Here is a 16414-nt window from a genome sequence, read left to right as displayed (position 1 = left end):
CGTCTAATAGAATGGTGAACGTTGCACAATGGTCTAACGCCACACAACAGAACAGACATCACGGAGGAGGTCAGGATGAAAAGACGATTTTACCCTCTGCTTCTGGCGCTGCTGGTCCTGCTGCTTATCCCCGGTTGGGCGGCTGCGGCAAGTAGTGCAACTGAGGAAGCCGTCAACCTGATGATCGGTGGACAAGCAGTGACCCCGGACGTGCCACCAGTCATCAAGAGCGGGCGGACATTGGTTCCCGTGCGTGTCATCGCAGAAGGTTTGGGCGCGGATGTCGCCTGGAACGAAGCGAAGCGGACAGCGGTGATTACACGGGGTACGACGCAGCTTTCCCTCACATTGGACTCGCGCACAGCGCTATTGAACGGCAAGCAGGTAAAGCTGGATACGCCGCCTGTCATCTCCCAGCAGCGCATGCTGCTCCCTCTGCGGTTTGTCGGGGAATCGCTCGGGATCACTGTAGGGTGGGACAACAGCTCCCGCACCGTCATTGCTAACGAAACGCCACAGGTTACGCTGAACGGCCGTGCTCCTGAAAAAGCGATCAAGCTGTATCAAGTGTCGGACACCATGTACGTGTCTGCCGATGCGGTCGCGGAGCAGGTCGGACAAAAAGGCTTTGTATGGAATCGCCCGGAACGCGGCATGACGATCGACAGTCAACTGGTTCTTCCAATTGAGCAAGTAGAGGACGAGCTAGGCGGTTCGATCACTTGGAACAAGAAAAAGAATCTGCTTGAAATCGAAAGACTCAATCGGCTGACAGGTGTTACAAAGGATGGGGATCGCGTACATATTGAGATGAAGCTGCCCGTGCAGGCCAATTCTTTTGTGCTCACAGGCCCCCATCGCATCGTGCTGGACCTCCCGCAAACCGCTTTGGCGGACGATTTGGTGGAAGAGTTGAAAAAGAACGAAGAAAACGGCAGTATCGGAGAGTCAGAGGAGCGCAAGCAAGCAGCTTCTTCCGGCGAAGAGGACGAGCAGTCAGCAGCCAGCGAGCCAAAAGAAGAGCCGCTGATCGCAAGCCTGCGGTACAGCCAGTACAGTGCTTCGCCAGAGACCGTGCGTGTCGTGATTGAGCTGAACCAGAAGAGCGAGTATAATCTGGCCTATACAAAAGACGGCATTGAAGTGAAGCTGACGCCCAAGCCTAAGAAAACAGGCTACCTGATCGTAGTCGACGCGGGTCATGGCGGAAAAGACCCAGGTGCATTGGGCGTGGCGGGCAACCACGAGAAAGACTACACGCTGGCTGTCGCCAACAAAGTAGTCGCTTTGCTGAAGCAATATCCGGAGTTTCAAGTAGTGCCTGTGCGCACGACAGATGTGTTCTACGAGCTGTCCGAGCGTGTGGCAATCGCGAATGAGCTGGAGGCGGACCTGTTCTTGTCCATTCACGCCAACTCGTTCCCGAAACCGACGACAGGCGGTACGGAAACCTTCTATTACAATGCAAACAGCAAGACGTTTGCGCAATTGGTGCACAAGCACCTGCAAGGAGCAACGCAGTTCCCGGATCGGGGAGTCAAGGCGAGCGGCTTTTACGTTATCAAGAACACGAAAATGCCAGCCGTGTTGACAGAGACAGGTTTCCTGTCCAATCCGCAAGAAAATGCGCTGCTGACCTCGCCTGCATTCCAGGACAAAATCGCGAAAGCCCTCGTTGCGGCTATCCGTGAATACTATCAGTCTTATCAGTAAGGGAGGCTTTCACGATGAAAAAAAGTCGGATGATCTGGGTGGCGGCTTTGGCTGTGCTGCTAATGGCTGGTTGCGGACAAAATGCGGCTCCTGCACCGCAGCCTACGGCACCTGTTGAACAGCCATCTGGCACGAACACTGACCCATCGACAGCAGAGCCGACACTCAACAAACAGGTCGTTACCGTCTACTATTCCGACGGCGACCTGATGGAGCTGCAAAAAGAGGAACAAGAAATCACTTTTGCAGAAGACATCGAAAAGTACAAGAAAACCCTCTCGCTTTTGGAGAAGCCGACAAAAGCAGAAGAGCACTTTCCGCTCTGGAAAGACTTCCGATACCATGACATCACTTTTGCGGATGGCACGTTGACGATTGATGCCGACAGCAAAAACCAGTACAACCTCGGCTCAAGCGGCGAAGGGATGGCGCTGGACGCGCTGAAGAAAACCTTTTTTCAGTTCCCGGAAGTAAAGCAAATCGTCTTCCTGGAAGATGGCAAAAAAGTCGAATCGTTGATGGGCCATGTCGATGTATCGGAGCCATTGACGCGCGACAACTAAACAGGCAATCGCCGAGTGAAGGCGGCACAACCTGGTAGCATCCAGGCTGTGCCGCCTTTTTGCTGTTTCGTCAAGCGGCTTGTTTTCGTTTTATACAGGGTTGGCTCCATCTTTAAAAAAGCTTAACAATCGCATCACAATCCTACAACATTCGACCTGTATAGTTTGTACTTGTAAGAGAGAAAAACAAACCGAACCTGTTAAGGAGGATTTTCATCCAATGAAAAAACTCAGCAAAATGTTTATGGCGCTGACATTTGTAGGGGCACTGCTCGCCGGATGTGGCAGCAACAGTGCGGCTCCATCGCAACAACAACCAGCGCAGCAACAACCAGCTACCCCGGCTCCGGAAAGCAACTCTGGTTCGACTACAACAACATCCGGTGAACCGATCACAGCAGTTGGTTCCACCGCTTTGCAGCCTCTGGTCGAGCAAACGGCCAAAGACTTTATGGCGAAAAATCAAGGTGTACAAATTCAAGTACAAGGCGGGGGAAGCGGAACAGGGCTGAGCCAGGTAGCAAGCGGCGCAGCAACAATCGGTAACTCCGACATTTTCGCAGAAGAGAAAAAAGGCATTCCGGCAAACGAACTGGTTGACCATAAAGTAGCCGTTGTCGGAATGGCAGCAGCGGTTAGCCCGCAAGTAAAAGTAGACAACCTGACCAAGCAACAACTGATCGACATCTTCACTGGCAAAATCACCAACTGGAAAGAAGTTGGCGGCGATGACATGAAAATCACGCTGGTGAACCGTCCGAAGTCTTCCGGTACTCGTGCAACATTCAGCAAATTCGCACTGGACGGAAAAGAAGAAGCAGAAGGCATCACAGAGGATTCCTCCGGTACTGTTCGCAAAATCATTGCCGAAACACCGGGCGCAATCGGCTACCTGGCTCTGTCCTACTTCAATGACTCCGTAAAAGCATTGAAACTGGATGGCGTGGAAGCAAACGCAGAAAACATCGCAACGAACAAATACCCAGTGTGGGCATACGAGCACATGTACACAAAAGGCGAGCCTACTGGCAACGCAAAAGCGTTCCTGGATTACATCCTGTCTGAAGAAGTGCAAAAGAAAACGATTGTCGATCTGGGCTTCCTGCCAATCACAGACATGAAAGTAGAACGCGACGCTGAAGGAAAAGTAACACAAAAATAAGACACTCACGGGTCAACAGCAAAATAGAGGGGTGGAGGGGCCTTACCCCTCATTTTGCTTGCGCGAAAGCCGTTTTCTTTCTGGGAGGGAGAACATGAACCATCGTATTGAAGGGGTAGAGACAAATCGCCAATCGCTGATTGCGCGAAAAATGCTGACATATAACAAACGTCAATTTACAGAGAACATGACGGGCCGAACGATTGCCATGGTCTGTGCGGCCTTGCTGGTCATCGTCGTTTTGTCGATTACGTACTTCATCGCTTCAAAAGGGCTGTCCACCTTTTTTGTCGACGGCGTCAGTATCAGCGAATTTTTAACACAGGTGAAATGGGACCCGGAGGGCGAGCCTGCACTTTACGGTGTGTTCCCGTTCATTCTCGGATCGTTTTTGGTGACGGCTTTGGCTGCGTTGATCGCGGCACCGCTCGGGATCGGGGCGGCTATTTTCATGACGGAAATTTTTCCGGGCTTCGGCAAAAAAGTGTTGAAGCCGGTGATCGAGCTTTTGGTTGGCATTCCATCCGTTGTGTACGGATATGTTGGTCTTACTCTTCTGGTTCCTTTTATTCGCGAACAATTTGACGTTCTTGGTTTCAGTCTTTTGGCAGGGGGGCTTGTGCTTGCCCTGATGATCCTGCCTACGATCACCAGCGTGGCGACAGACGCCATTGAAGCCGTACCGCAAGATTTGCGCAACGCTTCTCTCGCTTTGGGAGCCACACGCTGGCAGACGATCTGGAATGTGGTGCTGCACTCTTCGCTTCCCGGCTGCCTGACCGCGGTTGTATTGGGGATGGCTCGCGCTTTTGGCGAAGCGCTCGCCGTACAGATGGTCATCGGGAACACGACGAAGCTTCCGGGCAGTCTCTTGGACCCGATCAGCACGTTGACCAGCGGCATCACGCTGAACATGGGGAATACGATTCAGGGAACCCCGTACAACAATGCACTCTGGTCCATGGCGCTTCTGCTGCTTCTGATGTCGTTCGTCTTCATTATGATCTTGCGCTTTTTGGGCAGAAAGAGGCTGGTGAAGTAGATGAGAGCGAGACTGATGGACCGCGTTGCTACGATCGTTTTGACGTTGATTGCCGCTTTGATTATCGGCACGCTCATTGGCTTGCTCGGCTTCATTTTGACGCAAGGCTGGCACAAGCTGAACCTGGACTTTTTGACCTCGCCGCCAGATATCGTCAATGCAGGGGGCGGGATTGGTCCGCAGTTGTTCAACTCGTTTTATTTGCTGGTCTTGACCATGCTGATCGCCTTGCCGATTGGAATCGGAGCAGGTATTTATATGGCTGAATACGCGCCGGATAACAAGTTTACGCAGTTTATCCGCATGAGTATAGAAGTGCTTTCTTCTTTGCCGTCCATTGTCGTTGGTTTGTTTGGCTTGCTCGTCTTCGTAAACATGACAGGCTGGGGCTATACGCTTTTCTCCGGTGCCCTCGCGCTGACCGTCTTCAACCTGCCGCTGCTCGTGCGCGTGACAGAGGATGCGTTGCGCAACGTGCCGCGCAGCCAAAAAGAAGCGAGCCTGGCGCTTGGCATCACCAAATGGCGGACAATTGTCTCCGTCATTCTTCCGGCGGCTTTGCCTGGGATCATTACGGGGGCGATTCTCGCTTCCGGACGCGTCTTCGGGGAAGCGGCTGCCTTGCTGTTTACCGCAGGGATGTCTTCACCGAACCTGAACTTTGCTGATTTCTCGCTGAACAGCCCGACTTCGCCGCTGAATCCGTTCCGCCCGGCCGAAACGTTGGCTGTGCATATCTGGAAAGTAAACAGCGAAGGGCTGACGCCGGATGCGCGCGACGTGGCGGATGGCGCTGCCGCTGTGCTGATTATTGCCGTGCTGCTCTTTAACGTCTCGGCCCGCTGGTTCGGGACGTGGGTGTACAAAAAGATGACGTCAGGTTCCAACTAAGGAGAGGTGATAGCGATGTCCGTACTCACCATGCAAGATACGATTATTCAGACGAACAATGTCTCGGTTTACTACGGGGATAAGCAAGCGGTCAAAAATATTTCGATGGACATTGAACGCAACTCGGTGACGGCCTTTATCGGGCCGTCCGGCTGCGGGAAGTCCACGCTTTTGCGCAGCCTGAACCGGATGAACGATCTCGTGCCTTCCTGCCGCGTCACAGGCTCCATCGTCGTCGACGGCATTGACATCAACAGCCAGCAGGTCAACATCGAGAGCTTGCGGCAAATCGTCGGAATGGTGTTTCAGCGCGCCAATCCGTTTTTTAAATCGATTTATGAAAATATCGCCTTCGCTCCGCGCTTTCACGGAATGACAGACCGCCGCGAGCTGGATGAGCTGGTCGAGACGAGCTTGCGCAAAGCGGCGTTGTGGGACGAGGTAAAAGACCGTCTGCGCGACTCTGCGCTCTCCCTGTCAGGAGGACAGCAGCAGCGCCTGTGCATCGCCCGCGCCATTGCCATGCAGCCGACGATTTTGCTTCTGGATGAGCCGGCTTCCGCGCTCGACCCGATCTCGACGATGAAAATTGAAGAGCTGGTCACGCAGCTAAAGGAAGAGTACACGATCGTGATCGTGACGCACAATCTGCACCAGGCGGCCCGCATCTCGGACAAAACGGCATTCTTTTTGCTCGGGGAGCTGATCGAGATGGACGAGACCGCAAAAATTTTCACCTCGCCGGAAAACGACAAGACCGAAGCGTATATTAGCGGCCGTTTTGGCTGAACCGTACAAAAAAATGCCTTCCTTGCGCCTGACGCGCAAACGGAGGGCTTTTTGCATGGTGCAACGCAGTCTGGAATGGGTGTGCTATAGCGCCGTGCAGCTTGCCGGGGCCGACGTTTTCTCCTACCTGTTTCTCTACAGATGTGCAATCGTACAAGAAAAAAGCCTTCTATGCAGAAGGCTTTTCCACTGCCCGGAAGAAGTGGATTTCCTGCTCCAAATCTTCCACGATGCCCGCCAGCCGCTCGGAATCGTGCAGGAACTGCTCCGAGAGGGAGAGGCTTTCCTGGTTGGCCGCGACCGCTTGCTGTGTGCCCGAGACGACTTCCTGGGCGGAATCCGCCAGGCTGTCCACGCGGCGGGAGATGATCTGGCTTTGGCTTGCGATGGATTCGGCCAGATGTCTGATCGTTTCAAGCTGCGCGGTGAGCGCTTCGCTGATGGCGAAGGTTTGCTGGAAAATATCCGTTGCCTGATGCAGCGTCGAAATGCCGTTGACCGTGGCGTGATCGGTCGTTTCCAGACATGCGGCCACCCGTTCCATCCGGTTTTCCCCTGAAGCGATGACTTGTTGAATGCGGGCCGTCGCTTCTTCTGTCTGTTCAGACAGGAGGCGAATTTCGTCCGCGACGATCCCGAAGCCGAGTCCCGCCTGGCCGGCTCGTGATGCTTCGATGCGGGCGTTGAAAGACAGCAGCTTCGTTCGTTGGGAGATCGAGGAGATCCAGCCGAGAATCTCGCGGATGTCGTCCATGCTCTCGCGCATCGAGCCCATCGCCTGGAGGGAGGCTTTCATGTCTGTCGATATTTTTTGCATGTTGTCCTTCAGCAAATCAATCGAGGTAGCCGCTTTGGCGCTCTGCTCCCGCGACTTTTCGTTTTGCCTGACCGCTGTTTCCATCGACTGTGTAATGCGTGTCATTTCTGCTGTAATTCCGGCCATCGTGGCGTGGATGTCGTCGATTTGCACCTGCTGGTTGTCCATTTCTTGCGCCAGCCGCTCGGTGACGGAGACGACCTCTGTCTGCATGGCGTGAGAGTGTCGCGAGCCTTTGCCCACATGCTCGGCCACCTGTTTGACGTCGGCGATCACGTGCTGGATTTTGCCGATGATGGTGCGGATTTGCCCGCTCATCCGATTGAAGCTGTCGGCGAGCTGGCGGATTTCGTCGTTGGTCTGGACGTGCATCGTCTGAAACAGGTCGCCTTCGCTGAACGCCGTCATTTTTTGCTGCACCTCTTTGACGGGCTTGATAATCTTGCGGACGTACAAGTAGAGCAGCAATGCCAACGAGCCTAATCCGACGAGGGAGACCGCGAGTATCGTCAACTGCAGGCGGCGCACCTCCTGTTTGACCTCGGATACGGACTGCACGACGATCATGCCCCATTTGAGCGCCGGGTCGAATTTGTAGGCGGCAAAGGCATCCATGCCGTTTATATGAAACGATTCAAAGCCGGAATTGCCCGCAATGACATTGGCGACGACAGGCAGCTCGGTCAGGAGCGGGCGCTGCAGGGCGTAGGCTTTATCCGGGTGAGCGAGCAGCTTCCCTTGCTGGTCGACAATCATGGCGTATCCGGTTTGCCCCAGCTTGATCTGTCCGATTGATTCACTGAGCTTCGGCACGGAGACGAAGGCCACGACGACGCCGACAGGCTCTTCCTCCTCGTTGCGCAAAGCCATGGAGACAGCGATCTTCGGAAATTCCGTGGCGGAAAACTGAAAGACGTCCGAGACGAATGCGTTTGGCTTGTCCCAGGCGCCTTTGTACCAGTCGGCTGTTCGCGGATCGTAGGAGCTGTCCAGCGGCGAGCCGGGGAAGGTCAAATAGTGCCCGTCTGCTGTCACGACTTGTATTTCGGAAATGGTTGGATTGTTGTTCACCATGTCGGTAAAAATGCCGAAGCTTTGACTGTTCGTGACCTTGCTGTTTTTGTACGTGGAAGCATAGGAAGCCAAGGCGGTGATGATGGACTGGACGCGGCTGTTCACTTCCTGCAAGGCGGCACTCGATGCATCGTGGAGCTGCTGCTTTGTCTTTTCGTTGAGCGTGCTCTCGGATTGATAACTGATAAAAAAAGCGGCGATCGCCATCATGCTGACAACCATGGTCAGAATCCCGAAAAATAATCTGGTGAAAATCGAACGGTACTGAAACGACGTGTTGCCCAATGTTCGTATTTTTCTCGGCATTACATGCTCTCCCCTTATTCGACAAAACGTTCAGCTTTATTGTAGGGGGTACTATGGGGAGCGTATATGGTTTGTCAGAAACATTTACCATAACTTTACCTGGCTTTAAAACTTTAAGGAAACTTAATATACTTCACATCAAAGCATAACATTCGCACGCTATAGTGGTTGGGAAGACAGATGCTACAACCGCGAAGGAGCGAAGGACGCATGAGTGTTATTTCGGTGAGAGAGTTAAATCTCTTCTACGGTAACAAACAAGCCCTCTACAATATAAATCTCGATGTTGAGCCGAATTCCATTACCGCGCTGATCGGGCCGTCCGGTTGCGGGAAGTCCACGTTTTTGCGAACGCTGAACCGGATGAACGACTCGGTGCCAAATACGAAAATCACCGGCGTGGTAAAAGTGTTCGATGAAGACATTTACAGTTCCAGCGTGGAAGTCGAGCGCTTGCGCAAAAATATCGGGATGGTGTTCCAACACCCGAATCCGTTCCCGAAAAGCATCTACGACAATGTCACGTACGGACCGCGCCTGCATGGCCTGATGGATCGCCACAAGCTCGACGAGATCGTGGAGACAAGCCTCAAGGCCGCAGCGCTGTGGGACGAGGTGAAAGACGTGTTGAAAAAGCCCGCAACCGGGCTGTCCGGCGGGCAGCAGCAACGGCTCTGTATCGCCCGGGCGCTCGCTGTTCAGCCGCAGGTGATTTTGATGGATGAACCGACATCCGCTCTCGACCCGATCTCCACAGCCAAAATCGAGGAGTTGCTGGAGGAGCTGAAAGACACGTACACGATTGTCATCGTTACGCACAACATGCAGCAGGCGGCGCGCATCTCCGACAAAACGGCGTTTTTCCTCAACGGAGAGCTTGTCGAGTTTGACCAGACGCCAACGATTTTCCAAAATCCCCGGGACAAACGGACAGAAGACTACATTACTGGCCGTTTCGGATAACAACTGTTTGTAGTAAGGTAGAGGAGCGGCCCGCTTGCGGGTTCGCTCTTTTTTGCATGGAGGGGAGACATAGCAGGTGGTCTGGATTTCCTTGTTCATTTTTATCGTCACGTTGACGCTGGTCATCTGGCAGCCAAGAGGCTTGTCGATCGGCTATCCCGCCGTCGGGGGAGCGGTGCTGGCGCTGTTGACGGGCGTGGTGTCTCTCGACGATGTGGCCGAAGTGACCTCGATCGTTTGGAACGCCACGTTTGCGCTGGTCGGCATCATCATCATTTCGCTACTGCTGGACGAGATCGGCTTTTTTGAATGGGCGGCCTTGCACATGGCCCGTTTGGCAAAAGGAAATGGCCGGCTGATGTTCGCCTACGTCATTTTGCTCGGGACATTGGTGTCGGCCCTGTTCACCAATGACGGCACGGCGCTGATTCTGACTCCGATTGTGCTCGCGCAGGTTCGGGCACTCAAGCTGGACGGGGGTGCGGTTGTGGCGTTTGTCATGGCCAGCGGCTTTATCGCGGACACCAGCTCGTTGCCGTTTGTCGTCAGCAACCTCGTCAACATCGTATCCGCCGACTATTTTGACATCGGCTTTGCCGAGTACGCGGTGCGGATGGTGTTGCCTACCTTGTTTTCCGTAGCAGGGAGTTTGTTGGTTTTATTCCTTTATTATCGCAAAAGCATCCCGCATTACGTGGATTTGTCCCAACTGAAACAACCCGGTGAAGCCATTCGTGATGCAAGACTGTTCCGCCTGGCGTGGCCGATCCTCGCTGTGCTTTTGCTCGGCTTTTTCATTAGCGAGTCCATCCATGTCCCGGTGTCGTTTATCATTGCTTCCGCCGCCCTCGTCTTCTGTCTTGCCGCCCGAAAAAGCAAGGCGATTGCCATGGGCCGAATCATGCAGGAGGCGCCGTGGGTCGTCGTCATTTTTTCTGTCGGGATGTATATCGTGGTCTGGGGCTTGCACAATGCGAGGCTGACCGATCTGGTAAAAGCGGCGCTCGATACGCTGATGGAGTACGGTTTGCTTGCGACGACGCTCGGGACGGGGCTGATTGCCGCTGTCTTGTCTTCGGCGATGAACAACCTGCCTACCGTGATGTTCAATGCATTGGCGATTGGCAGCACGCAGGCGGAAGGCGTCTTTCGCGAAGCGATGATCTACGCCAACGTCATCGGAAGCGATTTGGGGCCGAAAATTACGCCGATTGGCTCGCTCGCCACGCTGCTCTGGCTGCACGTGCTGGGGCGCAAAGCGGTCAAAATCACCTGGGGGCAATACTTTCGTACGGGGATCGTGCTGACGGTACCGACCTTGCTGATCGCTTTGCTCGGGCTGTACCTGATGCTTGTTTTGGGAAACGAGCAATGACAAAAGCTTGCTGATGCAACAGCTCAGCAGGCTTTTTCTTTTTGCCGGAATAAGAGAGGCGGCCAGGGGAAAAATAGGCGCAACGTGCGTAAAAAGGAGGATGTTTCCATGTGGCAGAGCTGGCCGATAGAGCGTGTGCTCATTTTGTTTACGGGACTGGCGTTTGTCTTGATTGCCGTGCAGGTCACCCTTTTTCATTCCAGGCAAAACTTCCGCCATTGGGCGATGTGGGTGCCTGTCATTGAGCTGCCTATTTTTGCGGTGACGGCGATTGTTTTATCGTTCGTAAATGCGGGATGGCTGCGCGTAGTGTTTGCCTTGATGATGTTCGTCGGGATGGGCGGCGGCGTGTACGGGGCTTACTTGCATGCTGCCGGAGTCAGACAGCGGGTAGGAGGCTTTTCGCAATCGCAAAACTTCCTCGTCGGCCCGCCCGTCATTTTGCCTCTGCTCATTACTGCCATCGCGGCTTTGGGGCTTCTTGCCCTTTTCTGGGGGTGAAGATAGATGGCCAAGCATAGACGTTATCCTTCCTATGACGTGTGGGAGCAGCATCAAAACTGGGACGTTCACACGAGACAAGTCGTTGGAGCCAGAAAAATGCCGCAGGTTGCCCATCGGTACTTGCAGCAGGCGGAAGCTTTGCTGTTGCAGGCAATCGTAAGCGTCCTCGTCGACGACTATCGGCTGGAGGTGCTGACCTTTGTTGTCGCGCACCTGGACGATTCGCTGGCGAGCGCGATCGGGGAGGCGCAGCGCAAGGTCGGGGTTCCGCCGAAAAAAGAGCTGTACCGTCTGGGACTGGCAGGGGTGGAGGCGGAGAGCCACGCCGGGTACGGGACGGAATTTGGCGCGCTTTCTGCCGCAGAACAGCAGGAGGTGCTGAGGCAAATCTCCACGGGCAACGGCAAGGATACAGAGGCATGGAGCCAGGTCGCTCCCGTCGATTTTTTCAAAAAGCTGCTGCATGACACAGTGCAGGCGTATTACTCGCATCCGCTCGTCTGGTCAGATATCGGCTACGGCGGGCCTGCTTATCCCCGCGGTTATGTGCGTGTGGAAAAAGGATTGACGGACCCATGGGAGGCGAGGGCAAATGGCGAATAAAGAGCAGGAGCAGCGCGCAGGCGATAGCCAGGAACGCGGTACACGGCAGATGGAAAACAGGAAATACGCCGACGGAGCGGATGTATGCATCGTCGGAGCGGGAGCCGCAGGAGGCGTGCTGGCATATGAGCTGGCAAAAGCTGGCTTGCGCGTCGTCGTGCTGGAGGCAGGGCCTTTTTGGGACCCGCAGCGCGACTTTGCCAGCGACGAACTGGAGATGCAGCGTCTGGCCTGGCAGGAGACGAGGCTGGTAGCGGGAAACGATCCTCTGCGCCTCGGGCACAACAACTCCGGCCGGGGAGTCGGCGGAGGAACGGTGCATTTTACCGGGGTGTTTTTGCGGTTTCACGAGAGCGATTTTATGACGAAAACGATAGATGGCGTAGGGGAAGACTGGCCGATCACGTACCGCGATTTGGCCCCGTACTACGACAAGATCGAGCGGGAAATTGCCGTTTCTGGCCCGAGCCATTTTCCTTGGGGCGCTTTTCAGGGACCCTACCCTTACCCGGTCCGCGAGCCGATCAGCGCGAATGCGCAGTTGTTCCGGGAAGGCTGCGACAAGCTCGGGATCGAGAGTGTGGTCGCTCCGCTGGCGATTTTGTCGGCTCCGTTCGACGGACGTCCGCCCTGTATCAACCGCGGCTTTTGCAACCAGGGATGCATGCCCAACGCCAAATACAGCGGCCTGATCCACCATATTCCGAAGGCCATTGCGGAAGGGGCCGAGGTGCTGTCAGACTGTATGGTCACGGAAATTCTCATGGCTGGCGACCGGGTCAGCGGCGTCTTGTTCTCGCACAACGGGCTGATGCATCGGCAAATGGCGCGGGTCGTCATCCTCGCCGGCTTTGTCGTGGAGACGCCCAGGCTGCTGTTCAATTCCGCGACCTCGCGCTTTCCCGACGGGCTGGCCAACTCCAGCGGCTGGGTAGGCAAGGCGATCATGCCGCATTCCAGCCATGACGTCTACGGCCGCCTCCCGGAAGAAGTGCGCCTGTACAAAGGGACGCCAGTGCTTGCCCTGACCCAGCATTTTTACGAGACAGACCGGGAACGCGGCTTTGCCAGAGGGTACACCTTGAGCGCACACGGGGCAAGACCTGTTTCCATGGCGGGGGCAATTGCGACGGAGCGGGAAGACCAGACCTTTTTATGGGGAAAACAACTGCGGGAAACGATGCTCGACTACAACATGTACGGGCGAATCACGCTTGTCGGCGAAGTTTTGCCTCACCCTGACAATGCCGTCACGCTCAGCGGGGAAAAAGACGAGTACGGAATGCCGGTGCCCAAGGTCACTTTCAGCTATCAGGAAAACGATCGCAAACTCTATCAGCATGCGATCGGCCAAATGAACCGGATCATGGAAGCCATGGGCGGCAAGCCGGAGCACGTCGTCTCCGATACCGCGCATTTGATGGGTGGCTGCCGGATGGGGAACGACCCTGCGCAATCGGTTGTGAATGAATTTGGGCAGTCGCACGACATTCCCAATCTTTTCATAGCGGGCGCTTCCACGTTCGTGACATCGGGTGGCAGCAACCCGACAAATACAGTAATGGCGCTGGCTGCGCGCACCGCAGACAAGCTGGTCGAAGCGATGCGGCAACGCGATGTTTAAGAAGTGTTCAAGGAACTTTTACGTTCATATCTTCCCCATCTTATAAGCCATATAGTATACTGGGAAACAGATATGCAAGGCAAAGGTGGGTTCGTATGGAAACGGATTTGATGCAGGTTTTGTTTTTGTCCGAGGTTTATAAGCTGCTTGGTGACAAGACGCGCTTGACGATCATGGCTCTTCTGCAAGTGCAATCATTGTGTGTCCGTGATCTCGTGGAGATTCTGCAAACTTCCCAACCCTCTGTTTCCCAGCACTTAGCTAAGCTAAAGACACATGGTTTGGTCAAAGAGCGTCGCAAGGGACCATGGGTATTTTACTCCGTTAATACAGAATGCTCTCCTGCAGTCAAGCAAATCTTGTCACACTTGCCGGATATGTCACCGATTGTCAAACAAAAATCAGCCGAGAGTGAACCTTCCTTCGGCTGATCGGTCGTAGGAAGCGTTGGATCAGTTAAGATCCAACGCTTTTTTTAGTTCTTCCTTGTCGAAGCCGTGAATGACGAATTGCTCCCCGTTTTCCTTTTCGATAAACGTAACAGGGGTCATGCTGGCGCCAAGGTTGATTGCTTCCTGGAAATACGCATCGTTTTTGCGGATATCTCTGTCTTCAAAAGCGACGTTTTGGGATGCCAGCCACATTTTTTCTTCCTGGCAAGGGCCGCACGTAGTTTGGGTATAGACAATAACGGTTTGAGCCATACAGGTGCTCCTCTCAAGTGTAGTCGAACAACATAATTCGCGGTTGCTGACGGATTTCCTGCGCAGCAAAACAGTTATAGGATGCCCCGTCCTGCCCGAAAAGGACGCAGCCGTCCGCGCCGTTCTGTGATGCCTCGATCTGGAAAAATGAGGATGGATACCAGCGAGGGGGGCGGTACAAATTATATTCAGTGACGTCGAGGAGGTGAATGGAACGATGCCTAAACAAAACAAGCAAAACGGTTTGAACAAAGCAAACCAAGCAGCTCAGGCGCAAAACACTGCGACTGAATTCGCGAGCGAAACAAACGTAGCGGAAGTTCGTCGTCAAAACCAGCAATCCGCTCAAAAATCCGGCCAACAAGCAGGTCAAGCTACTGAGTAGTAGCTATGGACAACAACCCTCGCTATATGCGGGGGTTTTTTCGTTTTTTCATCCGCGCTTGCAAAAAGGCCGAGGAGGATGGTACTGTGACAGCAGAATCTACAAGCTGGGAGGGCGAGAGTCCCATGATTATCGGCATTGGCGTGGATATCGTGGAGATTGAGCGGATCGCCGCCTTGATGAAGCGACAGGAAAAGGCGATCGGACGGTTTTTGACCGAAGCAGAAAAGAAGCTGCTGGCTGGCAAAGCGGAATCGAGACAAGCGGAAATGGTGGCGGGCAGGTTTGCGGCGAAGGAAGCCGGAGCGAAAGCGCTCGGGACAGGCATCGGCCATGCGCTCGGCTTTTTGGATATGGAAATTACCCCGAGCGAGACGGGCAAGCCGATGATGCGAGTAGACGGCGACGTTTTGACCAGGCTCGGTTTGGACCCGCAGCGCGTTCGCGTACACGTAAGCATTTCCCACAGTCAGACACACGCCATGGCACAGGTAGTTGTGGAAGAGCTGTAAACTTGTCTGCATATTGGGACGAGGATGGACATACATTTATATCGCGTAGATCAGGAGGGACTACCTGCTCTTACACAGGAAGGGTAAGTCTTCAGCCGATCAAGCGATATCGCGTCCTTTTGTACCCAGTACAGCATTTTGACACGATGAGCGCGGCCAGAGGCGAAAGACTGACAGATTTCCCAGGAAATAGACAGGGGTGCCCTTCTTTGTCGAAAAAGTTGACAAGGAGGAGTTCATTGAATGAAGAGGGCAGCTTTACCACTGGTGTTATTGTTGGTCTTTACGTTGCTGCTCGGCGGTTGCTTCGGTCAGAAAACACCGGAAGATGTGGTGAGTGACCTGAACGGGACGCTGGGAAAAATGAGCGGGTACAAGTCTCAGGCAGTTTTGACCATGCAGACGGGCTCTACTCCAATGGAGTACGACGTTCAGGTTTGGTATGAAAAGCCCACCAACTATCGGGTAGCTCTTACTTCCAAACAGCGCGGAATCACGCAGATCATTTTGCGCAACAACGAGGGAGTATTTGTACTGACTCCACATCTGAACAAGAGCTTCCGCTTCCAGAGCGGATGGCCGGAAAACAACGGCCCCCTGTATTTGTACGAGACGCTGGCGAAGAGTATCATCGACGACACGGAGCGTCAGATGAAGATGGAGGAAAAGCAGTACGTGTTTGAGGTGAAAGCCAATTACACCGGCAATCGCTCTCTGACCAAGCAAAAAATTTGGCTGACCGAAGACTTCAAGCCTACCCATGCAGAGATTATGGATTCGAGCATGAAGCCGCTGGTGAAAATCGACTTTACCGAATTTTCGTTCAATCCGACATTTGACAAGGATGCCTTTGACAAAGATCGCAACATGACGACCAGCTCGTTGACGGCGATTCCTACCATGGCAGGGGCGAATGGACAGGTTGCCCAGCAGCCGAACAGCCAGTTTGGCGTCATCGTTCCAACGTATGTGCCGGAAGGAGTCAAACAGGGCGATATCGAGCCTGTCACGCGCGACGGCGTGAGAACGGTCATCCTCAATTACAAGGGAGCTTACAACTACAAGCTGATTGAAGCCCGTCCGACAGAAGCATCCGTCTCGTATGAACAGGGCATGCCGGTCAACCTCGGCTTTACGGTTGGGGTGCTGGCGCAAACGGGTGAAAACACGCGACTTCTGACGTGGGAGCTGGACGGAGTAGAATTTACGATCGCCGGCGATTTGCCTGAAGAAGAGATGGTGAATGTCGCCCAGTCGACATATGGTCTCGGCGGGAAATAAGAAAGAAAATACGGGAGAGGGGACGGGGCGTGACCGTCCTCTTTTTTTGTGCATAGGGGAAGCTTTTGGCTCTTACAAATACTCCTTGACTTTCCCGCAAGTTTTC

At 54.1% G+C, this 16414-nt stretch carries 17 protein-coding genes; 15 read left to right on the top strand and 2 right to left on the bottom strand.

Annotation, left to right across the window (positions count from 1 at the left end; translation table 11 throughout):
* Nucleotides 1–75: 75 nt before the first annotated feature.
* From M655_RS25830 to pstB (M655_RS25805), 6 genes are all read left to right on the top strand, one after another.
* Nucleotides 76–1713, top strand: a complete 1638-nt coding sequence (locus M655_RS25830) for an N-acetylmuramoyl-L-alanine amidase family protein (RefSeq protein WP_005835486.1) — start codon at nucleotides 76–78, stop codon at nucleotides 1711–1713.
* A 14-nt stretch (nucleotides 1714–1727) separates the two neighbouring features.
* Nucleotides 1728–2276, top strand: coding sequence for a GerMN domain-containing protein (locus tag M655_RS25825; protein WP_007776898.1), 549 nt, complete (start codon nucleotides 1728–1730; stop codon nucleotides 2274–2276).
* Between the two features lie 220 nt (nucleotides 2277–2496).
* Nucleotides 2497–3438, top strand: a complete 942-nt coding sequence (locus M655_RS25820) for a phosphate ABC transporter substrate-binding protein (RefSeq protein WP_005835481.1) — start codon at nucleotides 2497–2499, stop codon at nucleotides 3436–3438.
* Between the two features lie 94 nt (nucleotides 3439–3532).
* A complete protein-coding gene (gene pstC / locus M655_RS25815; protein ID WP_005835479.1) occupies nucleotides 3533–4480 on the top strand; it encodes a phosphate ABC transporter permease subunit PstC in 948 nt (315 codons plus the stop codon).
* Nucleotides 4481–5371: a phosphate ABC transporter permease PstA gene (gene pstA, locus M655_RS25810; protein ID WP_007776903.1), complete on the top strand. Its 891-nt coding sequence runs from the start codon at nucleotides 4481–4483 to the stop codon at nucleotides 5369–5371. It begins immediately after the preceding gene.
* 15 nt (nucleotides 5372–5386) lie between these two features.
* Nucleotides 5387–6160: a phosphate ABC transporter ATP-binding protein PstB gene (gene pstB / locus M655_RS25805; RefSeq protein WP_007776906.1), complete on the top strand. Its 774-nt coding sequence runs from the start codon at nucleotides 5387–5389 to the stop codon at nucleotides 6158–6160.
* 169 nt (nucleotides 6161–6329) lie between these two features.
* Here the strand turns inward: pstB (M655_RS25805) and M655_RS25800 are convergent, their stop codons facing one another.
* Nucleotides 6330–8357, bottom strand: a complete 2028-nt coding sequence (locus M655_RS25800; protein WP_026558270.1) for a methyl-accepting chemotaxis protein — start codon at nucleotides 8355–8357, stop codon at nucleotides 6330–6332.
* 210 nt (nucleotides 8358–8567) lie between these two features.
* Between M655_RS25800 and pstB (M655_RS25795) the strand changes: the two genes are divergently transcribed.
* The 6 genes from pstB (M655_RS25795) to M655_RS25770 all read left to right on the top strand — a co-directional run bounded on the left by pstB (M655_RS25795) (nucleotide 8568) and on the right by M655_RS25770 (nucleotide 13857).
* Nucleotides 8568–9320, top strand: coding sequence for a phosphate ABC transporter ATP-binding protein PstB (gene pstB, locus M655_RS25795; RefSeq protein ID WP_005834683.1), 753 nt, complete (start codon nucleotides 8568–8570; stop codon nucleotides 9318–9320).
* A 76-nt stretch (nucleotides 9321–9396) separates the two neighbouring features.
* Entirely contained in the window at nucleotides 9397–10695 is a 1299-nt protein-coding gene (locus tag M655_RS25790) for an arsenic transporter (RefSeq protein WP_026558269.1), read from the top strand.
* A gap of 108 nt (nucleotides 10696–10803) precedes the next feature.
* Nucleotides 10804–11196: a hypothetical protein gene (locus tag M655_RS25785; protein ID WP_005834680.1), complete on the top strand. Its 393-nt coding sequence runs from the start codon at nucleotides 10804–10806 to the stop codon at nucleotides 11194–11196.
* 6 nt (nucleotides 11197–11202) lie between these two features.
* Nucleotides 11203–11802, top strand: a complete 600-nt coding sequence (locus M655_RS25780; protein ID WP_026558268.1) for a gluconate 2-dehydrogenase subunit 3 family protein — start codon at nucleotides 11203–11205, stop codon at nucleotides 11800–11802.
* Nucleotides 11803–11851: 49 nt separating this feature from the next.
* Complete coding sequence (locus M655_RS25775) at nucleotides 11852–13426, top strand: GMC family oxidoreductase (protein ID WP_026558267.1); 1575 nt, start codon at nucleotides 11852–11854, stop codon at nucleotides 13424–13426.
* Nucleotides 13427–13521: 95 nt separating this feature from the next.
* A complete protein-coding gene (locus tag M655_RS25770) occupies nucleotides 13522–13857 on the top strand; it encodes an ArsR/SmtB family transcription factor (protein WP_005836907.1) in 336 nt (111 codons plus the stop codon).
* Between the two features lie 21 nt (nucleotides 13858–13878).
* Here M655_RS25770 and M655_RS25765 read toward each other — a convergent pair whose 3' ends face one another.
* On the bottom strand, nucleotides 13879–14130 hold the full coding sequence (locus M655_RS25765) for a glutaredoxin family protein (RefSeq protein ID WP_007776929.1): 252 nt from the start codon (nucleotides 14128–14130) through the stop codon (nucleotides 13879–13881).
* A 217-nt stretch (nucleotides 14131–14347) separates the two neighbouring features.
* On the opposite strand from M655_RS25765, the gene M655_RS25760 reads away from it, so the two are divergent.
* The 3 genes from M655_RS25760 (at nucleotide 14348) to M655_RS25750 (ending at nucleotide 16308) form a co-directional block, all read left to right on the top strand.
* Nucleotides 14348–14515, top strand: coding sequence for a gamma-type small acid-soluble spore protein (locus tag M655_RS25760; protein ID WP_005830192.1), 168 nt, complete (start codon nucleotides 14348–14350; stop codon nucleotides 14513–14515).
* A gap of 125 nt (nucleotides 14516–14640) precedes the next feature.
* Nucleotides 14641–15027: a holo-ACP synthase gene (gene acpS, locus M655_RS25755; protein ID WP_007776935.1), complete on the top strand. Its 387-nt coding sequence runs from the start codon at nucleotides 14641–14643 to the stop codon at nucleotides 15025–15027.
* Between the two features lie 243 nt (nucleotides 15028–15270).
* Nucleotides 15271–16308, top strand: coding sequence for an outer membrane lipoprotein-sorting protein (locus M655_RS25750; protein WP_005830195.1), 1038 nt, complete (start codon nucleotides 15271–15273; stop codon nucleotides 16306–16308).
* The last annotated feature ends 106 nt before the right edge of the window (nucleotides 16309–16414 follow it).

It is taken from the genome of Brevibacillus sp. NSP2.1, assembly GCF_000470975.2.
Classification (GTDB): domain Bacteria; phylum Bacillota; class Bacilli; order Brevibacillales; family Brevibacillaceae; genus Brevibacillus; species Brevibacillus agri.
This window is presented reverse-complemented; position numbering and strand designations above follow the sequence as displayed.